This is a genomic window from Pseudomonas costantinii (genome assembly GCF_001870435.1).
In the GTDB taxonomy this organism is placed as follows: Bacteria; Pseudomonadota; Gammaproteobacteria; order Pseudomonadales; family Pseudomonadaceae; genus Aquipseudomonas; species Aquipseudomonas costantinii.
The window spans coordinates 255686-279291 of sequence record NZ_MDDR01000003.1 but is presented as its reverse complement, the minus strand read 5'-3'; the positions used below and the strand labels follow the sequence as shown (position 1 = coordinate 279291).

Annotated in this window: 15 protein-coding genes and 3 pseudogenes; 11 read left to right on the top strand and 7 right to left on the bottom strand. The window is 60.3% G+C overall.

Annotated elements, in window-relative coordinates; translation table 11 throughout:
• Positions 1 to 141 precede the first annotated feature (141 nt).
• The 3 genes and pseudogenes from BFL40_RS01315 to BFL40_RS33535 form a co-directional block, all read right to left on the bottom strand.
• Positions 142 to 2145, bottom strand: a pseudogene (locus tag BFL40_RS01315) (type VI secretion system Vgr family protein); the annotation flags it as partial.
• Positions 2146 to 2349: 204 nt separating this feature from the next.
• A complete protein-coding gene (gene putP, locus BFL40_RS01310) occupies positions 2350 to 3834 on the bottom strand; it encodes a sodium/proline symporter PutP (RefSeq protein WP_071482704.1) in 1485 nt (494 codons plus the stop codon).
• Positions 3831 to 4265, bottom strand: coding sequence for a hypothetical protein (locus BFL40_RS33535; RefSeq protein ID WP_139213519.1), 435 nt, complete (start codon positions 4263 to 4265; stop codon positions 3831 to 3833). The genes putP and BFL40_RS33535 overlap by 4 nt, the downstream gene beginning before the upstream one ends.
• Before the next feature lie 29 nt (positions 4266 to 4294).
• On the opposite strand from BFL40_RS33535, the gene putA reads away from it, so the two are divergent.
• Together putA and BFL40_RS01300 are read left to right on the top strand one after the other, a co-directional pair.
• Complete coding sequence (putA, locus tag BFL40_RS01305; RefSeq protein WP_071482703.1) at positions 4295 to 8248, top strand: trifunctional transcriptional regulator/proline dehydrogenase/L-glutamate gamma-semialdehyde dehydrogenase; 3954 nt, start codon at positions 4295 to 4297, stop codon at positions 8246 to 8248.
• 225 nt (positions 8249 to 8473) lie between these two features.
• Positions 8474 to 10276: an acyl-CoA dehydrogenase gene (locus BFL40_RS01300; protein ID WP_071482702.1), complete on the top strand. Its 1803-nt coding sequence runs from the start codon at positions 8474 to 8476 to the stop codon at positions 10274 to 10276.
• On the opposite strand, the gene BFL40_RS01295 is transcribed toward BFL40_RS01300, so the two are convergent.
• Together BFL40_RS01295 and BFL40_RS01290 are read right to left on the bottom strand one after the other, a co-directional pair.
• Positions 10273 to 10566, bottom strand: coding sequence for a cell division protein ZapA (locus tag BFL40_RS01295; protein WP_071482701.1), 294 nt, complete (start codon positions 10564 to 10566; stop codon positions 10273 to 10275). The two genes, BFL40_RS01300 and BFL40_RS01295, sit on opposite strands and share 4 nt — an antisense overlap.
• Complete coding sequence (locus BFL40_RS01290) at positions 10563 to 10793, bottom strand: hypothetical protein (protein WP_071482700.1); 231 nt, start codon at positions 10791 to 10793, stop codon at positions 10563 to 10565. The genes BFL40_RS01295 and BFL40_RS01290 overlap by 4 nt, the downstream gene beginning before the upstream one ends.
• A 277-nt stretch (positions 10794 to 11070) precedes the next feature.
• Between BFL40_RS01290 and BFL40_RS34505 the strand changes: the two are divergent.
• From BFL40_RS34505 to selO, 5 genes and pseudogenes are all read left to right on the top strand, one after another.
• Positions 11071 to 11793: pseudogene (locus BFL40_RS34505) on the top strand (MCP four helix bundle domain-containing protein); the annotation flags it as partial.
• Between the two features lie 30 nt (positions 11794 to 11823).
• The gene (locus BFL40_RS34500) at positions 11824 to 12696 is read left to right on the top strand and encodes a methyl-accepting chemotaxis protein (RefSeq protein ID WP_408003981.1); all 873 of its coding nucleotides are present in this window, start codon (positions 11824 to 11826) and stop codon (positions 12694 to 12696) included.
• A gap of 214 nt (positions 12697 to 12910) precedes the next feature.
• Positions 12911 to 14653: a potassium/proton antiporter gene (locus BFL40_RS01280; RefSeq protein ID WP_071482698.1), complete on the top strand. Its 1743-nt coding sequence runs from the start codon at positions 12911 to 12913 to the stop codon at positions 14651 to 14653.
• A 57-nt stretch (positions 14654 to 14710) separates the two neighbouring features.
• On the top strand, positions 14711 to 18049 hold the full coding sequence (gene mscK / locus BFL40_RS01275; protein WP_071482697.1) for a mechanosensitive channel MscK: 3339 nt from the start codon (positions 14711 to 14713) through the stop codon (positions 18047 to 18049).
• Between the two features lie 48 nt (positions 18050 to 18097).
• Entirely contained in the window at positions 18098 to 19561 is a 1464-nt protein-coding gene (gene selO / locus BFL40_RS01270) for a protein adenylyltransferase SelO (RefSeq protein WP_071482696.1), read from the top strand.
• A 5-nt stretch (positions 19562 to 19566) separates the two neighbouring features.
• On the opposite strand, the pseudogene BFL40_RS01265 reads toward selO, so the two are convergent.
• A pseudogene (locus tag BFL40_RS01265) lies at positions 19567 to 19839 on the bottom strand (helix-turn-helix domain-containing protein); the annotation flags it as partial.
• Between the two features lie 189 nt (positions 19840 to 20028).
• Here BFL40_RS01265 and trxC point away from each other — a divergent pair.
• Complete coding sequence (gene trxC, locus BFL40_RS01260) at positions 20029 to 20463, top strand: thioredoxin TrxC (protein ID WP_071482695.1); 435 nt, start codon at positions 20029 to 20031, stop codon at positions 20461 to 20463.
• Between the two features lie 269 nt (positions 20464 to 20732).
• Here trxC and BFL40_RS01255 read toward each other — a convergent pair whose 3' ends face one another.
• Positions 20733 to 21503: a ParA family protein gene (locus BFL40_RS01255; protein ID WP_071482694.1), complete on the bottom strand. Its 771-nt coding sequence runs from the start codon at positions 21501 to 21503 to the stop codon at positions 20733 to 20735.
• Positions 21504 to 21851: 348 nt separating this feature from the next.
• Here BFL40_RS01255 and BFL40_RS01250 point away from each other — a divergent pair, with 348 nt between their 5' ends.
• Genes BFL40_RS01250 through BFL40_RS01240 form a run of 3 tightly spaced genes read left to right on the top strand, consistent with a single transcriptional unit; the run spans position 21852 to position 23606 of the window.
• Entirely contained in the window at positions 21852 to 22571 is a 720-nt protein-coding gene (locus BFL40_RS01250) for a beta-ketoacyl synthase chain length factor (RefSeq protein ID WP_071482693.1), read from the top strand.
• Positions 22547 to 23359 carry a lysophospholipid acyltransferase family protein gene (locus tag BFL40_RS01245; protein ID WP_071482692.1) on the top strand — a complete coding sequence of 271 codons (813 nt, stop codon included), beginning with the start codon at positions 22547 to 22549 and terminating at the stop codon, positions 23357 to 23359. The genes BFL40_RS01250 and BFL40_RS01245 overlap by 25 nt, the downstream gene beginning before the upstream one ends.
• Positions 23337 to 23606 (top strand): phosphopantetheine-binding protein, encoded by a 270-nt coding sequence (locus BFL40_RS01240; RefSeq protein WP_071482691.1) that lies wholly within the window; start codon positions 23337 to 23339, stop codon positions 23604 to 23606. Before BFL40_RS01245 ends, BFL40_RS01240 begins: the two co-directional genes overlap by 23 nt.

Here is a 23606-nt window from a genome sequence, read left to right as displayed (position 1 = left end):
AAAACGCTCCAAGACGATCGCGCTGGGCGATTCGAACAGCGACTTTTCCAACGCATCCCGAGACATCGCACGCTGCACAATATGGAACCCCGGCTCGACGCCCGAGGTTTTACCAGCAGTGGCTCCCGCCCCCTTACCGCCGTGTTGCGTGAGATCACACTGACCGTTTTTGCAGCGCTCACATTCTTCACAAAACGGCGCGCTGCGCCTCAGGCTGGTCACTTGCACGGGGCTTAGCGGTGCAGGGATAACCGCCAGCAGCTTTTCCTTGATTCCCGGCATTACCGGGGCAGCTGTGGGAGCAGGCGCACCGCCGAGCTGGATCGGCACGCTGCTGAATATGCCGCCCGCCGACAGCGTGATCGACTGCCCGCCCGCCTGGATCGTAACGGTGGCACCCGCATCGATAACGACACTTTGCCCTGCACCTATTTGAATAGTCCGCCCGGCACGCATCTGCTGCGAACCACCGACCACCAGATGATCATCCTGCTTGAGCTCGGTCAGGCGGTTGCCATGGGTAATACGTTGCTCTTCGCCTCGCAGCTCATGGTGCGACTCCCCTCCCACCTTCACCCGACGCTGGTTATCGACCTGCACCTGCTGGTCATGCAACACATGTTGAGTCCAATCACGCTGGGCCCGCAGGTAGATTTCTTCAGCGCCCTTGCGGTCTTCGATGCGCAGTTCGTTGTAGCCACCGCCGCCGGGGCTGCTTTGACTGCGGAAAATACTGCGGGTCATGGCGGCTGGCAGGTCGAGCGGCACGGGGGTCGCCGCATTGGGCAGGCAACCCACCACCAGCGGCATGTCCAGGTCGCCATTGACGAAGCCCACCAGCACCTCCATACCGACCCGTGGAATCAGCACCGAACCGTAACGGTCATGGGCCCAGCCGCTGGCAACGCGCAGCCAGCAACTGGAGTGGTCGTCGTGCTTGCCATTGCGGTCCCAGGCCATTTGCACTTTCACCCGACCGTATTCGTCGCAATGGATTTCGCTGTTAGCAGGGCCGGTGACTACCGCGTTCTGATAGCCCGAGATAGTTGGGCGCGGCTGCTCAGGCAGTGGCGGTCGAAAGATCACGTCCCACGGTGCGGCGACAAACTCGTTGCGATAGCCCTGGCGAAAATCCCCTCCTGATACTTCGGTTACGGCCTCCTCCAGCACTTGGGGCTGCTTGCCTTCGTGGGTGACTTGCGTCACCAGCCATAAGTCATTCCAGCCCTCGCGTGAATGCCCGCTCAGCTTGAGGAAGCGGCCGCTGACCAGCGCAGGCTCGTCACCCTCGCCATGGGCAATTCGGTAGTCACTGCGATGGCGCTCCAGCCCACGTTGAGCGAGGTATTTGCCGTGGGGTCGATCGCTGAAACCACCGGGGTAATCCTGCTCTTCGAGGTTCGGGAGCTGCTCGCCAGCCACCGCACTTTCCAACCCCAGGCGCGGCTTGCGGAAGTCGTAATCGCGCAGGTTCACCGCCGTGGTGCGGGTCTGCAATTGCACGGTAAATCGCTTGATCGCCGGGGTGCCGGCCACCATCCCGGAACCGGCAGTGTAGGGGGTTGGCTGGTCGGGCTCGGCAAACACCGTCTGGTCATCGCCAAACACCAGCAGGTGTCCCTCGGGCGAATGCTGGAAGTGATAGTGGATGCCAAGCTCGGCACACAACCGCTGAATGAACGCGAGATCAGTCTCACCGAACTGCACACAGTACTCTCGCGCAGGATAAGTACCGCTCAGGCGAAACTCGAATCGGTCACTCTGAATCCCCTGCCCCACCAGCACTTGCGCGACAATCTGCGGCACCGTCTTGTGCTGGAAAATGCGCTGGTGACTGCTGTGTTTCAGATACGCCAATTGCGGCACCAGACTGATCTGATAACGCGTGAGGCGCCGCCCGGAGTCGCCTTGCGCCACTCGGCAAACCAGGCCGTGGATGCCATGGCCCTGATCATCAAAACCGAGATACGCCTGGCGATGCAGCAAGCTTTCCAGGTCGAGATCAGGCTGCTCACTGACCAGCTCAAGGTCAAAACGGTAGGGCTGACTGATGATTTCGGCCCCCTTGAACTCAAACACCTTAAGTTCAATGGGCCCCCCGTCGAGGGTCAGGGTAAAAGCACTTTGATTGGCAGGAGCGAACATCCGGTGTTTCTCTGCGAGGAGTAGGCGGCCGATTCTGCACCACTGTTCCACCCTACTGAGCACACCCAAAACAAATCAGTAAATACCTACAAATAAGCGTCCGAACTTTCTTCAGACCGGCGTAAATCACACGCAAAAAAAGGCCCGCCATCCGTAGGACGCGGGCCTTTTTTCCAACTCAGCGGGTGCTTAGCACCCGACGAATTACTTGTTGAGGTTGTAGTCTTTTTCCGCTGCATCAAAGCGCTCGACCATGCCCGCAGTCGGTGCGCCCAGCTTGCTCACGAAGTAGATCGCCAGGCTGGCGAAAATGAAGCCTGGAATGATTTCGTACAGACCCAGCAGGTTAAAGTGCTTCCAGACGATCACAGTGGTCGCGCCAACCAGAATGCCGGCGAGTGCGCCGTTACGGGTCATGCCTTTCCAGATCACCGAGATCAGCACCACAGGGCCGAATGCTGCACCGAAACCGGCCCACGCGTAGCTGACCAGGCCGAGTACGCGGTTATTTGGGTTGGCCGCCATGGCGATGGCGATCAGGGCGACCAGCAGCACCATAGCGCGGCCAACCCACACCAGTTCAAGCTGGGAGGCATTTTTGCGCAGGAAGGTTTTGTAGAAGTCTTCGGTCAGGGCACTGGAGCACACCAGCAATTGGCAGCTCAGGGTGCTCATGACGGCCGCGAGAATGGCCGACAGCAGCACACCCGCAATCCATGGATTGAACAGCAACTTGGCCAGCTCAATGAACACACGCTCATGGTTCTCGTTGACGGGGCCAGCCACTTCCGGGTGCGCCGAGAAGTAAGCGATACCGAAGAAGCCCACGGCCACGGTGCCACCCAGGCACAGGATCATCCAGGTCATGGAAATGCGACGCGCGTTGGCGATCGACTTCACCGAATCCGCCGCCATAAAGCGCGCGAGGATGTGCGGCTGGCCGAAGTAGCCCAGGCCCCAACCCATCAGCGAGATGATGCCGATGAAGCTGGTGTTTTTCAGCATGTTGAAGTTGTCAGGGTTCTTGGCTTCGATCGCCAGGAAGGTGGTGTCGACGCCGCCGGTGGCCAGCAGCACGATGATCGGCGTAAGGATCAGCGCGAAAATCATCAGCGTGGCTTGTACGGTGTCGGTCCAGCTGACTGCCAGGAAACCACCGACGAAGGTGTAGGCAATGGTCGCAGCAGCACCGGCCCACAGCGCAGTCTCGTAGGACATGCCGAAGGTGCTTTCAAACAGGCGGGCACCGGCGACGATGCCGGAGGCGCAATAGATGGTGAAGAACACCAGGATCACCACCGCGGAGATGATCCGCAGCAGGCCGCTTTTATCTTCGAAACGGCTGGAGAAGTAATCCGGCAGCGTCAGGGCGTCGCCGTTGTGCTCGGTCTGCACCCGCAGGCGACCGGCCACGAACAACCAGTTCAGGTAAGCACCGACGATCAGGCCGATGGCGATCCAGCTTTCCGAAAGGCCTGACATGTAGATCGCGCCCGGCAACCCCATCAACAACCAGCCGCTCATATCGGAAGCGCCGGCCGACAAAGCTGTCACCACGCTACCGAGGCTGCGACCGCCGAGGATGTAATCGGAAAGGTTGTTGGTGGAGCGATAGGCCATGAAGCCGATCAGCACCATTGCTGCGATGTAGATCACAAACGTGATCAGGGTTGGATTACTAACGCTCATAAGAGTGACGCCCTGGCTTTGTTTTTATGTAGCAGCGGTCTGTCAGACGACCACCCGTTGGTAACCGGGTAGACGAAACTGTGTGCCGCGCATTTATGACTGACGTTTCCCCAGGAAAGCCGCCAGCCGATGAACCGAACCTTTGAGGCGGTTGCACCTTGGGCGCGAATGCTATTCAACAAAGCAAATAAGGTGCAACCAGTTTCTTGAGAATAAGTTGCACCTAAGCGTGTTTTGCGTAAAACACCGTGTTTTTGCTCCTTTTCGGAGCAAGAACAGCCGATATAAGAAGTAAATGCACCAAGGCGAAGCGGATTCCGTCGAAGGCCGGATTTTTTCCTGTTGAGCTTCAAAAAATTCATGAACAAAAGGGTTGCACCCGGTTGCACCTCTTCATGGGCAAAGCTAATCTTGCCGCCAGCAGATGCCACTCGGTAGTGGCACCCATGAGGATAAAAAGATGGCAACGACCACCCTTGGGGTCAAACTCGATGACCCGACCCGCGAGCGCCTTAAGGCCGCCGCGACCTCCATTGATCGCACGCCGCACTGGCTGATCAAGCAGGCAATTTTCAATTACCTGGAGAAACTGGAGGGTGGTGCAACCCTGACCGAGCTCAATGGCTTGAGCACCAAGGACGCTGAAGACGCAGGCGAAGTCCAGAACGACCACGCCCACCAGTGTTTCCTGGAGTTCGCCGAAAGCATCCTGCCGCAGTCGGTACTGCGCGCCTCGATCACCGCTGCTTACCGTCGCCCCGAGCCGGAAGTGGTGCCGATGCTGATCGAACAGGCTCGCCTGCCGGCCGCGATGGCCGAAGCGACCAATAAGCTGGCCGCCTCGATTGCCGAGAAGCTACGCAATCAGAAAAGCGCTGGCGGCCGTGCCGGTATTGTTCAGGGCCTGTTGCAAGAATTTTCCCTGTCGTCCCAGGAAGGCGTGGCACTGATGTGCCTGGCCGAAGCGCTGCTGCGCATCCCGGACAAAGGCACCCGCGACGCGCTGATCCGCGACAAAATCAGCACTGGCAACTGGCAGCCGCACCTGGGCAACAGCCCGTCGCTGTTCGTCAACGCCGCCACCTGGGGCCTGCTGCTGACCGGAAAACTGGTCGCCACTCACAATGAAAGCGGCCTCACCTCGTCCCTGAGTCGCATTATTGGCAAGAGCGGCGAGCCGATGATCCGCAAGGGTGTCGACATGGCCATGCGCCTGATGGGCGAGCAGTTCGTCACCGGCGAAACCATCGCCGAAGCCCTGGCCAATGCGAGTAAGTTCGAAGCCAAGGGCTTTCGATATTCCTATGACATGCTCGGTGAAGCCGCACTCACCGAACACGATGCGCAGAAGTACCTGGCGTCGTACGAGCAAGCCATTCACTCCATCGGCAAAGCTTCTCACGGCCGTGGGATTTATGAAGGCCCGGGCATCTCCATCAAACTCTCGGCACTGCACCCGCGTTACAGCCGCGCGCAGTACGAGCGCGTGATGGACGAGTTGTACCCGCGTCTGCTGTCCCTGACCTTGCTGGCCAAGCAATACGACATCGGCCTGAACATCGATGCCGAAGAAGCCGACCGCCTGGAGCTGTCGCTGGACCTGCTGGAACGCCTGTGCTTCGAGCCGCAACTGACCGGCTGGAACGGCATCGGTTTCGTGATCCAGGCTTACCAGAAGCGCTGCCCGTATGTGATCGACTACGTCATCGACCTGGCGCGCCGCAGCCGCCACCGCCTGATGATCCGCCTGGTGAAAGGCGCGTACTGGGACAGCGAAATCAAGCGCGCCCAGGTCGAAGGCCTGGAAGGCTACCCGGTCTACACCCGCAAGGTGTACACCGACGTTTCCTACATCGCCTGTGCACGCAAACTGCTGTCGGTGCCGGAAGTCATCTACCCGCAGTTCGCCACGCACAACGCCCACACCTTGTCGGCCATCTACCATATTGCCGGTCAGAACTATTACCCCGGCCAGTACGAGTTCCAATGCCTGCACGGCATGGGCGAACCGCTATACGAGCAAGTGGTAGGCAAGGTCGCCGATGGCAAACTGAACCGTCCGTGCCGCGTGTACGCCCCGGTCGGCACTCACGAAACATTGCTGGCTTACTTGGTACGCCGCCTGTTGGAAAATGGCGCGAACACCTCGTTCGTCAACCGTATTGCCGACCAATCCATCTCCATTCAGGAGCTGGTAGCCGATCCGGTGGCCAGCATCGAACAAATGGCCACGCTGGAAGGCGGCTTCGGTCTGCCACACCCGCGTATTCCATTGCCGCGTGACCTGTACGGCAGCGACCGCGCCAACTCGGCGGGTATCGATCTGGCGAACGAACATCGCTTGGCGTCACTGTCTTGCGCCCTGCTGGCCACTGCTCACAACAACTGGAAAGCTGCGCCGATGCTCGGCTGTACATCCAGTGAGCAGCCGGCTGCACCCGTGCTGAACCCGTCCGATCTGCGCGACGTGGTCGGCCACGTACAAGAAGCCACCGTCGAAGACGTCGACAATGCAATTCAGTGCGCAATCAATGCTGGCCCGATCTGGCAGGCCACCCCGCCCGCTGAGCGCGCAGCCATCCTGGAACGCGCCGCCGACTTGATGGAAGGCGAGATCCAACCGCTGATGGGCCTGCTGGCCCGCGAGGCCGGCAAGACCTTCGCCAACGCCATCGCCGAAGTGCGCGAAGCCGTGGACTTCCTGCGTTACTACGCGGTGCAGGCCCGCAACGATTTCACCAACGACGCCCACCGCCCATTGGGCCCGGTGGTCTGCATCAGCCCGTGGAACTTCCCGCTGGCGATCTTCAGCGGCCAAGTGGCTGCTGCTCTGGCCGCCGGTAACCCGGTATTGGCCAAGCCTGCGGAACAGACTCCGCTGGTTGCAGCCCAAGCCGTGCGTATCCTGTTGGAAGCCGGTATTCCGGAAGGCGTGCTGCAACTGCTGCCGGGCCAGGGAGAAACCGTCGGTGCTCGCCTGGTCGGCGATGATCGCGTCAAAGGCGTGATGTTCACCGGCTCCACCGAGGTGGCGCGCCTGCTGCAACGCAATGTCGCCGGTCGCCTGGACGCCCAGGGCCGTCCGATTCCGCTGATCGCCGAAACCGGTGGCCAGAACGCGATGATCGTCGATTCCTCGGCACTGACCGAACAAGTTGTGATCGACGTTGTGTCGTCAGCCTTCGACAGCGCCGGCCAGCGTTGCTCGGCCCTGCGCGTGCTGTGCCTGCAGGAAGATTCGGCAGACCGCGTGATCGAAATGCTCAAGGGCGCCATGGCGGAATGCCGTCTGGGCAACCCGGAGCGCCTGTCGGTCGACATCGGCCCGGTGATCGATGCCGAAGCCAAGGCGGGTATCGAGAAACACATCCAGGCCATGCGCGACAAAGGCCGCAACGTCTACCAAGTCGCCATTGCCGATGGCGAAGAGATCAAGCGCGGCACCTTCGTGATGCCGACCCTGATCGAGCTGGAAAGCTTCGACGAGCTGCAACGGGAGATCTTCGGCCCGGTGCTGCACGTGGTGCGCTACAAGCGTAAAGAGATCGACCAATTGATCGGCCAGATCAACGCTTCGGGCTACGGCCTGACCCTGGGCGTGCACACTCGCATCGACGAGACCATCGCCAAGGTGATCGACAACGTCAATGCCGGTAACGTCTACGTGAACCGCAATATCGTGGGTGCCGTGGTCGGCGTGCAGCCGTTCGGCGGCGAAGGCCTGTCGGGTACTGGCCCGAAAGCCGGTGGTCCGCTGTACCTGTACCGCCTGCTGTCAACTCGCCCTACGGATGCAATCGAGCAATCCTTCGCTCGGGGCGACACGTTAGTCGCACCGGATGTACGCCTGCGCGATGCCATGAGCCAACCGCTGACAGCCCTGAAAACCTGGGCAGACAGCAATAAGCTCAGCGACCTGAGCGCGCAGTGCAGCCGATTCGCCGCGCAATCGCAAAGCGGTATCACCCGCCAACTGGCCGGCCCGACCGGCGAGCGCAACAGCTATGCGATCCTGCCCCGCGAGCACGTGCTGTGCCTGGCGGAAGTGGAAGGCGATCTGCTGACCCAACTGGCGGCGGTACTGGCCGTCGGTGGCTCGGCGGTATGGCCGGAAACTGACCTGACCAAGGCCTTGTTCACACGCCTGCCGAAGGAAATTCAGGCGAAGATCAAGCGTGTGGCCGACTGGACCAAGGACGAGGTGGTATTCGACGCGGTCTTGCACCACGGCGATTCCGACCAACTGCGTGCGGTGTGCCAGCAAGTGGCGCAGCGTGGCGGGGCAATTGTCGGGGTGCATGGTTTGTCGCAGGGTGAGACAGCGATTGCGCTGGAGCGTTTGGTGATTGAGCGTGCGTTGAGCGTCAACACCGCTGCGGCGGGTGGTAACGCCAGCCTGATGACCATCGGCTAACTACCCCTTCAGTGATCGTTCCCACGCTCTGCGTGGGAATGCAGCCAGGGACGCTCCGCGTCCCAAAGCGTGACGCAGAGCGTCACAAGAGGCATTCCCACGCGGAGCGTGGGAACGATCTCGTACTCTTCCTTGTTTTGCCCTTCCATCACGCAAATCAATCTTGCTATCCAGCCTCTATTCGCGCACTTAGACTCAGGCCATTCCCTTAGAAGGTAAGCCGCCATGTCCGAGACGCTGCTCAGTTCCCGCAATCTGGCTTTCGAGCTGTACGAAGTCCTCGATGCCGAGAGCCTGACCCAGCGCGAGCGGTTTGCCGAACACAATCGCGAAACGTTCGATGCCGCCATCAGCACCGCGCGCAGCATTGCGGAAAAATATTTCGCGCCCCACAACCGCAAAAACGACGAAAACGAACCGCGCTACGAAGACGGCAAGGCGATCCTGATTCCAGAAGTGAAACCGGCGGTTGATGCGTTTCTTGAAGCGGGCTTCCTCAACGCCGCTCGCAGCTTCGAAGCGGGTGGCATGCAGCTTCCGACGCTTTTGTCGCAAGCCTGTTTCGCGCACTTCCAGTCCGCCAACGCGGCCTCCACGTCCTACCCGTTCCTGACCATGGGCGCCGCCAACCTGATTGAAAGCTTCGGCACCGAGGAGCAGAAACAACGCTTCCTGCAACCGATGATCGACGGCCGCTTCTTCGGCACCATGGCCCTGACGGAGCCGCATGCGGGATCTTCTCTGTCGGATATTCGTACGCGTGCAGAACCTGCAGCTGACGGCAGTTATCGCCTCAAGGGCAACAAGATCTTCATCTCCGGCGGCGACCACCCGCTGTCGGAAAACATCGTACATATGGTGCTGGCCAAGTTGCCGGATGCACCGCCTGGGGTGAAAGGTATTTCGCTGTTTATCGTGCCAAAGTTTCTGGTCAACGATGACGGCAGCCTCGGCGAACGCAACGACGTGCTGCTGGCCGGGTTGTTTCACAAGATGGGATGGCGCGGTACTACGTCCACCGCGCTGAACTTCGGCGATAACGGTAACTGTGTCGGCTATCTGGTGGGCAAGCCGCATCAGGGTCTGAGCTGCATGTTCCAGATGATGAACGAGGCGCGCATTGGCGTGGGCATGGGCGCAGTCATGCTCGGTTACGCGGGCTACCTGTATTCACTGGAATACGCCCGCGAACGGCCGCAAGGTCGCCTGCCCGACAGCAAAGACCCAACCACCGCACCGGTCTCAATCATCCAGCACGCCGATATCAAGCGCATGCTATTGACCCAGAAAGCCTACGTTGAAGGCGCCTTCGATCTGGGGCTGTACGCCGCACGCCTGTTCGACGACACCACCACCCTGGAAACCGATACCGAACGCAAGAGAGCCCACGAATTGCTGGACCTGCTTACGCCCATCGTCAAATCCTGGCCGTCGGAGTTCTGCCTCAAGGCCAACGAACTGGCGATCCAGATTCTCGGCGGCCACGGCTACACCCGTGAATACCCGGTAGAGCAGTATTACCGTGACAACCGCCTGAACCCGATCCATGAAGGCACCCACGGCATCCAGTCCCTGGACTTGCTGGGGCGAAAGTTGGCGCAAAACGGCGGCGCAGGCTTGAAGCAACTGATCCGCCTGATCGCCGAAACCGGCGCGCGGGCACAGGAGTATCCATCACTGACTGCACTGCGAGAGCCGCTGGAGCATTTGGTCGGCCGCCTGCAAAGCGTGACGATCGGCCTGTTGACGGATCTCGCCCAAGGCAAGGTCAACAGCAGCCTGGCAAACTCGGCGCTGTACTTGAAGGTGTTCGGGCATACGGTGATTGGCTGGCGCTGGCTGGAGCAGGCGATCCGCGCCGAGGAAGGACTGGCCAAGGGCAATGCGGCCGATGTCGCCTTCTATAAAGGCAAGCTCCAGGCCGCTCGGTACTTCCTGACCTGGGAAGTGCCGAGCTGCCATCATGAACTGGCGATTCTGGAGGCACGCGACGATACGTGCCTGGGGATGCAGGACGCGTGGTTCTAAGGCTGTCCAATCGCCTTGGAAATCACATCGACCGTGGCGCTGACTTGCTCTTGGTAACGGTCGAGTTCCTGCTGGTGATGCTTTTGCATTTCGATCTGCTCGGCGCACAGGTTCAGCGCAGCCAGTACCAATAGTTTGTCGCCGATCAGGGTCGGGTACTTTTTCTTGGTGGTGGCCAGGGAGGCCTTGAGCATGGTCACGGCGTGCATCAGGGTTTGGTCTTCCCCGGCCGGTGCCTTGATCGAGTAATCCTCTCCGAGAATCGAAACGACCTTTATCCCTTCATTCATGCGCCGACAGGACCTGCGCTCACACGCTCAACCAACGCCTGGATGCGCGCGGCGGTGGCGCCGTTCTTTTCTTCCTGCTCCATCAGGTTCAATTGCAGGCTGTCATTTTCATCTTTGGCACGGGCCAGTTCTGCCTTGAGGGATTCGTTGCTGCCCAGCAGGTCCTGATTCTGCTGTACCAGGTCGCTGACCAGTTGTTCCAATTGGCTCAGGGATGTTTCTAACATTTTGATTTCTCGGGCTTTTTCAAAGGGCGGTGACGATAAAGAATATTCACCTCGGATGCCAGGGTTATCCCAGGCGCGCAGCCCGTTTTTTAAGGGCCGGGCCGCACTTTCGAGCCTTAGTGACTCCAATTCCCCCTTCTGGTTCCTGAGCCCACCCAAACCTCCGCCAGATGCGACAAAAGCGCGCACTGCCTTAAGACTTTAGTCGCATGGCCGATAGGTGACTTACACCTCGTCTCATGGCCGCACGGATCGCGCTTCCCCCCAGGACTCCAGCATGTCTCTTCGTAATATGAATATCGCTCCGAGGGCCTTCCTCGGCTTCGCGTTTATTGGCGCATTGATGTTGTTTCTCGGTGTGTTCGCCCTGAACCAGATGGGCAAGATCCGTGGTGCGACCGAAGACATCACCCTGTCCAGCGTGCCGAGTATTCGCGCCCTCGACGAATTCACCCAACTGACCCTGCGCCTGCGGGTGCTGTCGTACCGCTTGCTGACCAACCGCGAGCCGGACGTGCAGCAAAAGACCCTGGAAGCCTTCGAAGTACGCAACCAGCAAATCCGCACCGCCCAGGGCATCTACGAAAAGCTGATCGACAGCGGCGAAGAACGCGCAGCCTACGATGAATACGTGCGCCTGCTCGGCCAGTACCATCAGATCGAAGAGCGCATGAAGAGCCTCTCGCGGGCCAATCAGGTAGAGGAGTTGCGCACCCTGCTTAACACCGAACTGCTGGCCAACTCGGAGCAGGTCAACGCGGTACTGACGCGCCTGGTGGAGATCAACAACAAGGCAGCCGACGCTGCCAACCAGCAAGCCGAAGACCAATACAACATGGCGTTTGACCTGGTGGTCGGCCTGTTGATCGTGGCCACGGCGCTGACCCTGTTGTTCGCCTGGCTGCTGACCCGCAGCATCACCCTCCCTATTTCCCAAGCCCTGGAAGCGGCTGAAGAAGTGGCCGAAGGCAACCTGACGCGCCCGATCAAGGTTGACGGTAACGACGAAGCTGGCCGCCTGCTGGCCGCCATGGCCAAGATGCAGGACAAGCTGCGCGACACCCTGCAACGCATCGCAGGCTCCGCCACTCAGTTGGCGTCCGCCGCCGAGGAACTGAACGCCGTCACCGACGAAAGCGCCCGCGGCCTGACCCAGCAAAATAACGAAATCGAACAAGCCGCAACCGCCGTCAATGAAATGACCAGCGCCGTCGAAGAAGTCGCGCGCAACGCGGTAAGCACCTCCGAAGCCTCGCGTAACGCTACCACCTCCGCCGGTGACGGCCGCGACCTGGTGCAGGAAACCGTCAGCGCCATCGAGCGCATGAGCGGCGATGTGCAAGCGACCGCCACGCTGATTGGTGATCTGGCCAATGAGTCCCGTGATATCGGCAAGGTGCTGGACGTGATTCGCGGCCTGGCCGACCAGACCAACTTGCTGGCCCTGAACGCGGCGATTGAAGCCGCGCGCGCTGGTGAAGCGGGCCGAGGGTTTGCGGTGGTAGCCGATGAAGTGCGGGCCCTGGCCCATCGCACTCAGCAATCGACCAGTGAAATCGAGCGGATGATCGGCAGCATTCAGACCGGCACCGAGCACGCGGTGGACTCGATGCGTAACAGCACCGAGCGCGCCGAATCGACGTTGAACATCGCCAAAGGCGCAGGGATGTCGCTGGATACCATCAACACGGCCATTATCGAGATCAATGAGCGCAACCTGGTGATCGCCAGCGCGGCGGAAGAACAGGCGCAAGTGGCGCGGGAAGTGGACCGTAACCTGGTGAACATTCGTGATTTGTCGGTGCAGTCGGCGACCGGTGCCAGCCAGACCAGTGCGGCGAGCAGCGAGTTGTCGCGCCTGGCGGTGGATTTGAATGGGATGGTGGGGCGATTTCGTCTCTAACTCCCCTTGATCGCTCCCACGCTCCGTGTGGGAATGCCTCTTTGGATGCCCTGCGTCCGCTCCAGGGCGTGACGCGGAGCGTCACAAGCTGCATTCCCACGCAGAGCGTGGGAATGATCTTTTGACAGCGCAGCAATTCAACAGGTTAGAATCGCTGGCACGCAGACTGCATGGTCAGTTTGTGCCTGTTTTTCCTGCTCATGGAGTACTGCCTTTGAATGCGACGACCATCAACAGCCTGTTCTTGATCGGCGCGTTGCTGGTGGGTGCGAGCATTCTGGTGAGTTCTCTTTCGTCCCGACTGGGCATCCCGATTCTGGTGATCATCCTGGCTGTGGGCATGGTCGCCGGTGTCGACGGCGGCGGCATCATCTTCGATAACTACCCGACCGCCTACCTGGTGGGCAACCTCGCCTTGGCCGTGATTCTGCTCGATGGCGGTTTGCGCACACGGGTGGCGAGTTTCCGCGTGGCACTGTGGCCGGCGTTGTCGCTGGCCACCGTGGGGGTGTTGATTACCACCGGCCTCACCGGCATGGCGGCGGCCTGGCTGTTCGACCTCAATATCATTCAAGGCTTGCTGATCGGCGCCATCGTCGGCTCCACAGACGCCGCCGCCGTGTTCTCGCTGCTGGGCGGCAAGGGCCTCAACGAACGGGTGACCGCCAGCCTGGAAATCGAATCCGGCAGCAACGACCCGATGGCGGTGTTTCTCACCGTTACCCTGATCGACATGCTCGCCAGCGGCCAGACCGGGCTGCACTGGAGCCTGCTGGGCCACCTGATCCGCGAATTCGGCATCGGCGGCATCATCGGCCTCGGCGGCGGCTGGTTGATGTTGCAGATGGTCAACCGCATCAACCTGGCCAACGGCCTGTACCCGATCCTGGTGATTTCCGGCGGTCTGGTGGTGTTCGCCCTGACCAACGCCCTGCACGGCAGCGGCTTCCTCGCGGTGTACCTGTGCGGCCTGGTGATCGGTAACCGCCCGGTGCGCAGTCGTCATGGCATTTTGCATATGCTCGACGGCATGGCGTGGCTGGCGCAGATCGGCATGTTCCTGGTGCTGGGCCTACTGGTCACACCCCATGATTTGCTGCCAATCGCATTGCCGGCCTTGGGCCTGGCGTTGTGGATGATCCTGTTTGCACGGCCGCTGTCGGTAATGGTCGGCCTGCTGCCGTTCAAGGCCTTCCACGGTCGTGAAAAAGCCTTTATCGCCTGGGTCGGCCTGCGCGGTGCGGTCCCGATCATTCTGGCGGTGTTCCCGCTGATGGCCGGCCTGCCCCATGCACAGCTGTACTTCAACCTGGCGTTCTTTATCGTGCTGGTGTCGCTGCTGGTGCAGGGCACGAGCCTGCCGTGGGTGGCCAAGCTGCTGAAAGTGACCGTACCGCCAGAACCTGCGCCGATTTCCCGCGCGGCGCTGGAAGTGCACGTTACCAGCGCATGGGAGCTGTTCGTCTACCGACTGGGTGCGGAAAAATGGTGCATCGGCGCGGCACTGCGCGAACTGAAAATGCCCGAAGGCACACGCATCGCCGCACTGTTCCGTGGGCAGCAACTGCTCCATCCGTCGGGTAGTACGGTGCTGGAAGTCGACGATTTGCTCTGTGTAATCGGCCATGAACACAACCTTGCGGCCCTCGGCAAACTGTTCAGCCAGGCACCGCAACGCGGCCTCGACCTGCGCTTTTTCGGCGACTTCGTACTGGAAGGCGACGCCCAACTGGGCGCGGTTTCCGCCCTGTACGGGCTCAAGCTCGAGGGTATCGACCCGGATATGCCACTGAGCAGCTTCATCACCCAGAAAGTTGGCGGGGCACCGATCGTCGGCGACCAAGTGGAATGGAACAACACGATCTGGACCGTCGCCGTCATGGACGGGAACAAGATCGGAAAAGTCGGCGTCAAATTCCCCGAAGGGAGTCGCCCAGGTCCTGGGCTCTTCCTCTAAACTGCGGGGCTATTGGCGCCACGCCCCCACCTTCTTTGCCTAGCTAGACCGGTACCCATGACACTACTGCGCACCTTCTTAGCCACCACCTTGCTGGGCCTGACCCTTTGTGTCGGCAACGTTTACGCCGCCGACCCGCCCAGCGCCGACGCCATCCAGCAAACCCTGGACAAGCTGCCCGACCGCAAGCTGCCCGACGCCGACATGAAGGCGCTGCAAACCATCCTGCAACAGACCCTGACCTACCTGGGCAACAAGCAGGATTACGAGCAGCGCCTCGTCGACCTCAAGCGCCAGCTGGAAGACGCCCCGCGCCAGACCACCGATAACCAGCGCGAACTGGTCCGGCTCAAGGCCACCAAGGTCATCCCGGTGGCGCAGCGCTACGCCACCCTGCCGGTACCGCAACTCGAGCAATTACTGGTGCAACGCACCACCCAGCAAGGCGACCTGCAAAAAGAACTGGCCGACGCCAACAGCCTGACCATCGCCGCCCAGACCCGCCCCGAGCGCGCGCAAACCGAAATCAGCAACAGCCAGACGCGCATCCAGCAGATCAACACGACCCTCAAGCTCGGTAAAGACAACGGCAAAACCCTCAGCGGTGACCTGCGTAACCAGTTGAACGCGGAACTCGCCGCGCTGAACGCCCTGATCCCCCTGCGCCGCCAGGAACTGGCCGGTAACAGCCAATTGCAAGACCTGGGCAACAGCCAACATGACCTGGTGGTAGAAAAGACCGCGCGCCTGGAGCAAGAGATCCAGGACCTGCAAACCCTGATCAACCAGAAACGCCTGGCCCAGTCCCAGCAGACCGTTACCCAACAGTCCATCGAAGCACAGAAAGCCGGTGGCAGCAGCCTGCTGGCCTCGGAAAGCGCCGACAACCTCAAGCTGTCCGACTATCTGCTCAAAAGCACCGACCGTCTCAATGAGCTGACCCAGAAAAACCTGCAAACCAAGCAGCAACTGGACACCGTAACCCAAAGCGACTCGGCCCTGGACGAGCAGATCAACGTGCTCAAGGGCAGCCTGCTGCTCTCCAAGATTCTCTATAAACAGAAACAAGCACTGCCACGCCTCACCGTGGACCGTAACCTGGCAGACGATATCGCCAACATTCGTCTGTACCAGTTCGAGGTCAACCAGCAACGCGAGCTGATCAGCTCCCCCGCCACCTATGTGGATAACTTGCTGGCCAACCAGCCGCCGGACGACGTCACCCCGCAACTGCGGCGCACCTTGCTGGAACTGGCAGTCACCCGTAGCGATCTTCTGGAACGCCTGAGCCGTGAATTGAGCGCACTGCTGAACGAATCCATCACGTTGCAGTTGAACCAGAAACAGTTGCTCAGCACCGCCACCACCTTGCGCGCGACGCTCGACGAGCAGATGTTCTGGATCCCCAGCAACAAGCCGCTGGACACCGAATGGCTGGAAACCGTACCGGATCACCTGAGCAGGCAGGTCACTACGTTGCCGTGGGCCTCCAGCGTCAGTGAACTGTATGACGGCCTGACCCAGCGCCCGCTGCTGTTCCTGCCGTTGCTGCTGTTGATCGGTGCCCTGTTGTGGCGTCGCAGCTACCTGTACCTGCGCCTGAAAAAGATCCACCTCGATATCGGCCACTTCAAGCGCGACAGCCAATGGCACACGCCAGTGGCGATCCTGGTGAATATCCTGCTGGCGTTGCCGGTGACCCTGGGCCTGGCGCTGTGCGGTTATGCGTTGCAGATCGACGCCCGTGGGCAAAACGCCAACCTCGGCGCGGCGCTGTTGCAGATCGCCCAGGCATGGCTGGTGTTCTACACCGCCTACCGCATCCTCGCGCCGGGTGGCGTGGCGGAACTGCACTTCCGTTGGGAACGACCTCAAGTGGCCTTTCTCCAAGCGTGGATACGCAAACTCGGGTTGGTGGTCCTGGCCCTGGTGGCCGTGGTGGCCATCGCTGAACATCAGCCTGCGGCGCTGTCCGACGACGTGCTGGGCATCGGCGTGGTGCTGACCTGCTACGCGCTGATGGCCTGGCTGCTGGGGCGCCTGCTGCTGAACAGCCCGACTCACGAAAAAGCCTCGTTGTTCCGTAAAGCCATGGGTTTGCTGTTTACCGCCCTCCCGATAGCCCTGTTTATCGCAGTGTGCTTTGGCTACTACTACACCGCGCTCAAACTCAGCGACCGGTTGATCAATACCCTGTACCTGCTGATGTTCTGGCTGGTGATCGAAGCCACCTTCGTACGGGGCCTGGGGGTTGCCGCACGGCGCCTGGCCTATGCCCGGGCTTTGGCCAAACGCCAGGCCGCCAAGGAGGCCGGCGATGGCGAAGCGGTGATCGAGGAACCGACCCTGGACATCGAACAGGTCAACGAACAGTCGATGCGACTGATCCGCCTGGCCTTGCTCGGCGGCTTTATCGCGGCGCTGTATTGGGTGTGGAAAGACCTGATCACGGTGTTCTCCTACCTGGACAACATCACACTCTACGAATACACCAGCGGCACCGGCGCCAATATCAGCATGGTGCCGATCAGCATCGGCGACTTGCTCGGGGCGTCGATCATCGTCGGCATCACCTTCGCCCTGGCGCGCAACTTGCCCGGTTTGCTGGAAGTGTTGGTGCTGTCCAAACTGGACCTGGCCCAAGGCAGCGCCTACGCCACCACGACCTTGCTGTCCTATGTGATTGCCGGCGTCGGCTTTGTCTCAACCCTGTCCACCCTCGGCGTGAGCTGGGACAAGTTGCAATGGCTGGTCGCAGCGCTGTCGGTGGGATTGGGCTTCGGGATGCAGGAGATCTTCGCGAACTTTATCTCCGGCATCATGATCCTGTTCGAGCGTCCGGTACGGATCGGCGACACCATCACCATCGGCAACCTGTCGGGTACGGTGAGCAAGATTCGTATCCGCGCCACAACCATTACCGACTTTGATCGCAAGGACATCATTGTCCCGAACAAGACTTTCATCACCGGGCAACTGATCAACTGGTCGCTGACCGACACCATCACCCGCGTCACCCTGAAGCTGGGTGTGGATTACGGCTCCGACCTGGATCTGGTGAAGGAACTGTTACTTCGGGCCGCGCGAGAAAACCCGCGGGTGCTGAAAGAACCGGAACCCCATGTGTACTTCCTCAACTTCGGCGAAAGTACCCTCGACCACGAACTGCGCATGCACGTGCGCGACCTCGGTGACCGTAACCCGGTGATCGACGAGGTGAACCGCTTTATCAACCGCGAGTTCAAAAACCACCACATCAACATCTCGTTCCGCCAGATGGAGGTCTACCTCAAGAACCTTCACGGCCAGGAATACAAACTGGTGGAAGTCGACACCCCGGCCAAGCCCGCCAACGACGGCGGCGTGCAAGCACCACCGCCGAGCAAACTCGACTAAAACGCCTATCCCCAGCAGAATGCTCGGACATTCTGCTGGAGATGGCCGGTGAAAGCCCTCGACGAACTGACCTTCGACAACCGCTTCGCACGCCTGGGCGACGCGTTCTCAACCCACGTATTGCCCGAACCCCTCGACGAACCGCGCCTTGTGGTGGCGAGCAATGCCGCCATGGCCCTGCTCGACCTCGACCCGGCGGTGGCTGAAACGCCGGTATTCGCCGAGCTGTTCAGCGGACACAAGCTGTGGGCGGAAGCGGAACCGCGGGCGATGGTCTATTCAGGGCATCAGTTTGGCGGCTACACGCCGCAACTGGGCGATGGCCGAGGGTTGTTGCTGGGCGAGGTGTATAACGAAGCGGGCGAGCATTGGGACCTGCACCTCAAGGGCGCCGGGATGACGCCTTACTCGCGGATGGGCGATGGCCGCGCCGTGCTGCGCTCATCAATTCGTGAGTTTCTCGCCTCTGAAGCGCTGCAGGCGCTGGGCATCCCCAGCAGTCGCGCGTTATGTGTGATCGGCTCCAGCACCCCCGTGTGGCGTGAGAAGCAGGAACGCGGCGCGATGGTGTTGCGCCTGGCTCACAGCCATATCCGCTTCGGGCATTTCGAATACTTCTATTACACCAAGAAGCCTGAGCAACAGGCAGAGCTGGCGGAACACGTGTTGAAACTGCACTTCCCCGAGTGCCAGGAACAGCCTGAGCCGTACTTGGCAATGTTCCGTGAAATCGTCGAGCGCAACGCCGAGCTGATCGCCAACTGGCAGGCGTATGGCTTCTGTCATGGGGTGATGAACACCGACAACATGTCGATCCTCGGCATCACCTTCGACTTCGGGCCATTTGCGTTTCTTGATGATTTTGACGCGCACTTCATCTGTAACCATTCCGACCATGAAGGGCGTTATTCCTTCAGCAATCAGGTGCCGATTGGGCAGTGGAACCTCAGTGCGCTGGCCCAGGCATTGACGCCGTTTATCAGCGTCGATGCCTTGAAAGAAGCGCTTGGCCTGTACCTGCCGCTGTACCAGGCACATTACCTGGACCTGATGCGTCGCCGGCTGGGGCTGACTACCGCCGAAGAGGATGACCAGAAGCTGGTGGAGCAGTTGTTGAAACTGATGCAGAACAGCGGCGTGGACTACACGCTGTTCTTCCGCCGCCTGGGGGATGAGTCAGCGGCGTTGGCTGTGGCGCGGTTGCGTGATGACTTTGTCGACCTTGCCGGGTTTGATGCCTGGGCCGAGCTGTACAAAGCCCGCGCAGCGCGGGACGGCGATGACAGCGAAGAACAGCGCCGTGAGCGGATGCACGCGGTAAATCCGCTGTACATCCTGCGCAACTATCTTGCGCAGAACGCCATCACCGCCGCAGAGTCAGGGGATTACAGCGAAGTGCGGCGGCTGCATGAAGTGCTGTCCAAGCCGTTTGAAGAACAGCCGGGGATGGAACAGTACGCCCAGCGGCCACCGGATTGGGGCAAACATTTGGAGATTAGTTGTTCGTCGTAAAAGCCTCAGATAAAGGTTTCTACTGAAACGCCAAAACGCTCGGCTAGCCAACGAATTTGCCGCAGGTTGAGCTGGCGCTTGCCGCTCAAGACCTCAGAGACGACCGACCGGGCGCCAACGCCTGGCAGGTCGCTCTGGGTGAGATTATGTTCGCGCATCATGTAGCGCAGCACATCGACACCACTGGCGACAGGCATGGGGCGATGCTCATGATCGTAAGCCTCGATCCAGTCACTGAGGATATCCACCAGGCTCATCAGCGGGCTGTCCTCGTCCTGAATATCGCAATTTGCTATAGCTCAAAACAGACCAATGGTTCAAAACAAAACAGGCTCTAACAGCCTAGATTGGCGACTCACATCAGCACGGGCGAAACTGTGAGTGGATGAGTCATCCTCCTACACGCCTTGATAAACCCAGTATCCGGCTCCAAATACACTCCATTGGCCACATCAGAGGAGCCCTCCATGTCCGAACCTTTTGTAATCCCCTGCCCGCATTGCAACGGCCTCAACCGCATCCCCGGCGAGCGCCTGGGCGATGCGCCGAAATGTGGGCGCTGCAAACAACCAGTTTTATTGAACAAGCCTTTTGAGCTGAAACAAGGCGACTACGCCAGCCAGATCAAGGGCGACCTGCCGTTGCTGGTGGATGTGTGGGCCGATTGGTGCGGGCCGTGCAAGTCGTTCGCGCCAGTGTTCGAGCAGGCGGCTGGACAGTTAGAAGGTAAGTGCCGGCTAGCCAAGCTCGACAGCGAAGCCAACCAGCAGTTGTCGGCGCAGCTGGGGATTCGCTCGATTCCCAGTTTGATCCTGTTCAAGAACGGCCGCGAAGTGGCGCGCCAAAGCGGGGCGTTTGCGCTGCCGCAATTGATGAGTTGGCTGCGTAGCCAGGGCGTGTAAACACGGTCAAATGCGGGAGATTCTATGTTCAGTGACCGAAGAACCTTAGAAATGCCCATCCAGACGCACAAGCCGGGCGACTCTGGCTTACCTGTAGGCAACGATAAAGGCCACACCCTTCTTGCCAGATCGTTCCTACGCTCTGCGTGGGAATGCATACCGTGACGCTCTGCGTCACCCATGCGCAGATCTTAAGGTGTGCGGCGTCAGGCGGGACGCGGAGCGCCCCAGGCGGCATTCCCACGCAGAGCGCGGGAACGATCAGTGCATCAGGCGTTTTCCAGCAGGTTATGCAACTCCACAAACTGCTGTGTCAGCTTATGCCGAGGGTCCAGGTGGATCAGCGGCTTGCTCTCCTGGTGCGACTCGCGCATGCGCACGGAACTGGCCAGGTACACCGGCAGCACCGGCAGGCCTTCAGCAATCAATTCATCAAGCATTTGCTGCGGCAGGCTCGCCCGAGCCTGGAACTGGTTGACCACGATGCCTTCCACTTCGAGGCCTTCGTTGTGGTCTTCCTTCAACTCTTCAATTTCAGCCAGCAGGCCGTACAGGGCCTGACGAGAGAAGCTGTCGCAGTCGAAAGGGATCAGCACTCGATCAGCGGCAATCAGCGCTGAAACCGCGTAAAAATTCAGCGCCGGCGGCGTATCCAGGTAGATCCGATCGTAATCTTCGCTCAGCTCATCCAGCAGCTTTCGCAGCTTGTTGATCTTGTGCTTGGCCTCAAGTTTGGGCTGCAGGTCTGCCAGTTCTGCGGTAGCGGTGATCACGTGCAGGTTGTCGAACGGGGTTTCGTAGATATCCACCTGGTTTTTCTTGGAAAACGGCCCGGAAGACAGGGTTTGCTTGAAAAAATCTGCGATCCCCATGGGGATATCGTTGCCGGTCAGCCCGGTGAGGTACTGGGTTGAGTTGGCCTGTGCATCGAGGTCCACCAACAGGGTTCGATAGCCTTCACTGGCACTGACCGCCGCCAGGTTGCAGGCAATGCTGGACTTGCCAACGCCGCCTTTCTGATTGAACACCACACGCCGCATGGAAAAACCTCCGTGTATCAATGAATGTCCGAGTGTAGAGGGCAAAAGCGCCTGTTAGCTACCTCGTTCATCCATGCACTGCTGCATCACAGGCACTCTGCGCACCGACGGCGATCCGAACCCGACAAATTAAAAGGAAGAGTCCGACAATCCAACCCACCCTCCGGTAAAGGACAATCTGTAAATCTTCACCATCTATTTGTAATCAGCCGTGAACAATTCTTTACCAAAGTTTGCTAGAACCCCACAGCACCGGGATAATGCGCGCCATTCGGCCATTGTTCCCTGTCCCGGTATTCGGGGCCAACGACCGCACATGGAAGCCCGCAGGGGCGGGATAACTTCTCAGTGATCACTTTCAACATCGCCCAATGGCGTGCGTGGGCGCCTGGCCTTGACAGCGCGGACGACTGGCATGCCTGGTGCCGAGCCCCGGTGGTGCTGCCTGCCAGCGACGCCTCTCCCGACGTGTCATTCCTGCCGGCCATGCAGCGCCGGCGCCTGAGCCGCCTGGCGCGCATGGCGTTCAGCGTGGGCTGGCCGCTGGCCGAGGGGCTGGAAGACCTGCCGCTGGTGTTTATTTCCCGGCACGGTGAGACCCCGCGCACCCTCGATATCCTCAGCGACCTGGCCAACGACCAACCGCTGTCGCCCACCCAGTTCAGCCTGTCGGTGCATAACGCGGTGATTGGCCTGTGGTCGATCCTGCGCAATGAAACCAGTGAAATGACCGCCCTCGCGGCCGCCGGTGATGGCCTGGAGCACGGCATGCTTGAAGCCGCCGCACTGCTTAACGAAGGTGCTCCGGCGGTATTACTGGTGATCACCGAAGAACAGCCACCCGAGACCTATGCCAGCTGGATCCACGATGTACCGTTCCCCTATGCCCTTGGCCTGCTGCTGACACCGGGCGACGAGTGGCAACTGGAACTCACAACCGGCGCTGTCCAACCCACTCAAACCCAGTGGCCTCACGCCCTGAACCTGCTGCGCACCCTGCTCACTGAACAGGCCGCCTGCCAACATGCCTGGAAGAACCGCGTATGGAACTGGCAACGCAAGCCCTGACCGACAAGCCACGGGACGCCTATTACTGGCGCCTGTTCGCCACCGCCGCGAGCTTCTTCCTATTCGGCGTGGGCGGACTGTGCCTGCGTTTACTAGTGTTTCCATTGCTCGGTTGCCTGCCAGGCAGCGCTGAAAAGCACCAGCGCCGCGCCCGCCACACCATCAGTTGGCTGTTCTGGTGCTTTGTTCGCCTGATGCAACGCGCCGGCGTGTTGACTTACAGCGTCGAAGGCGCCGAAAAGCTTGGTCGTCCGGGCCAGATGATCATCGCCAACCACCCGTCGCTGATCGACGTGGTGTTCCTGATCGGCCTGGCGCGCCAGGCCAACTGCGTAGTTAAGCAGAGCCTGTGGCAAAACCCCTTCACCCGTGGCCCGGTGCGTGAAGCCGGCTACATCAGCAACGATGGCAGCGCCGAAATGCTCGATGCCGCCGCCGCGGCCCTGCGCGAAGGCCAAACCCTGATCATTTTCCCCGAAGGCACCCGCACCCCACCCGGCGCAGCGCCTGCCTTTCATCGCGGAGGCGCCGCCATCGCGCTGCGCGGTGCGACAATCATCACCCCCGTGGTGATCAAGGTCAGCCCCACCACCCTGACCAAGGCCGAACCCTGGTATCGCATCCCAAAATGCCGCGTGCACTTCAGTTTGCGGGTGGGTGCCGATATAGAACCACAGGCGTTTGCCGCACTCGGGCCCGCGCCCCAGGCTTCACGCAAGCTCAACGATTACCTGCACCACTATTTTATTAAGGAGCTCGCCGAAGATGAGCGACAGACACCGCCTTGAGCACGACATAAAGACGCTGATCATCGAGGCCCTGGGCCTGGAAGACATCAGCGTCGACGACATCGGTAGCGACCAAACCCTGTTCGGCGAAGGCCTGGGCCTGGATTCGGTAGACGCCCTGGAATTGGGCCTGGCGATCCAGAAAAAGTACGGCATCAAGATCGATGCCGACGCCAAGGACACCCGCAATCACTTCACCAACGTGGCCAGCCTTGCGGCGTTTGTCACGGCCAGACAGGCAGCTTGA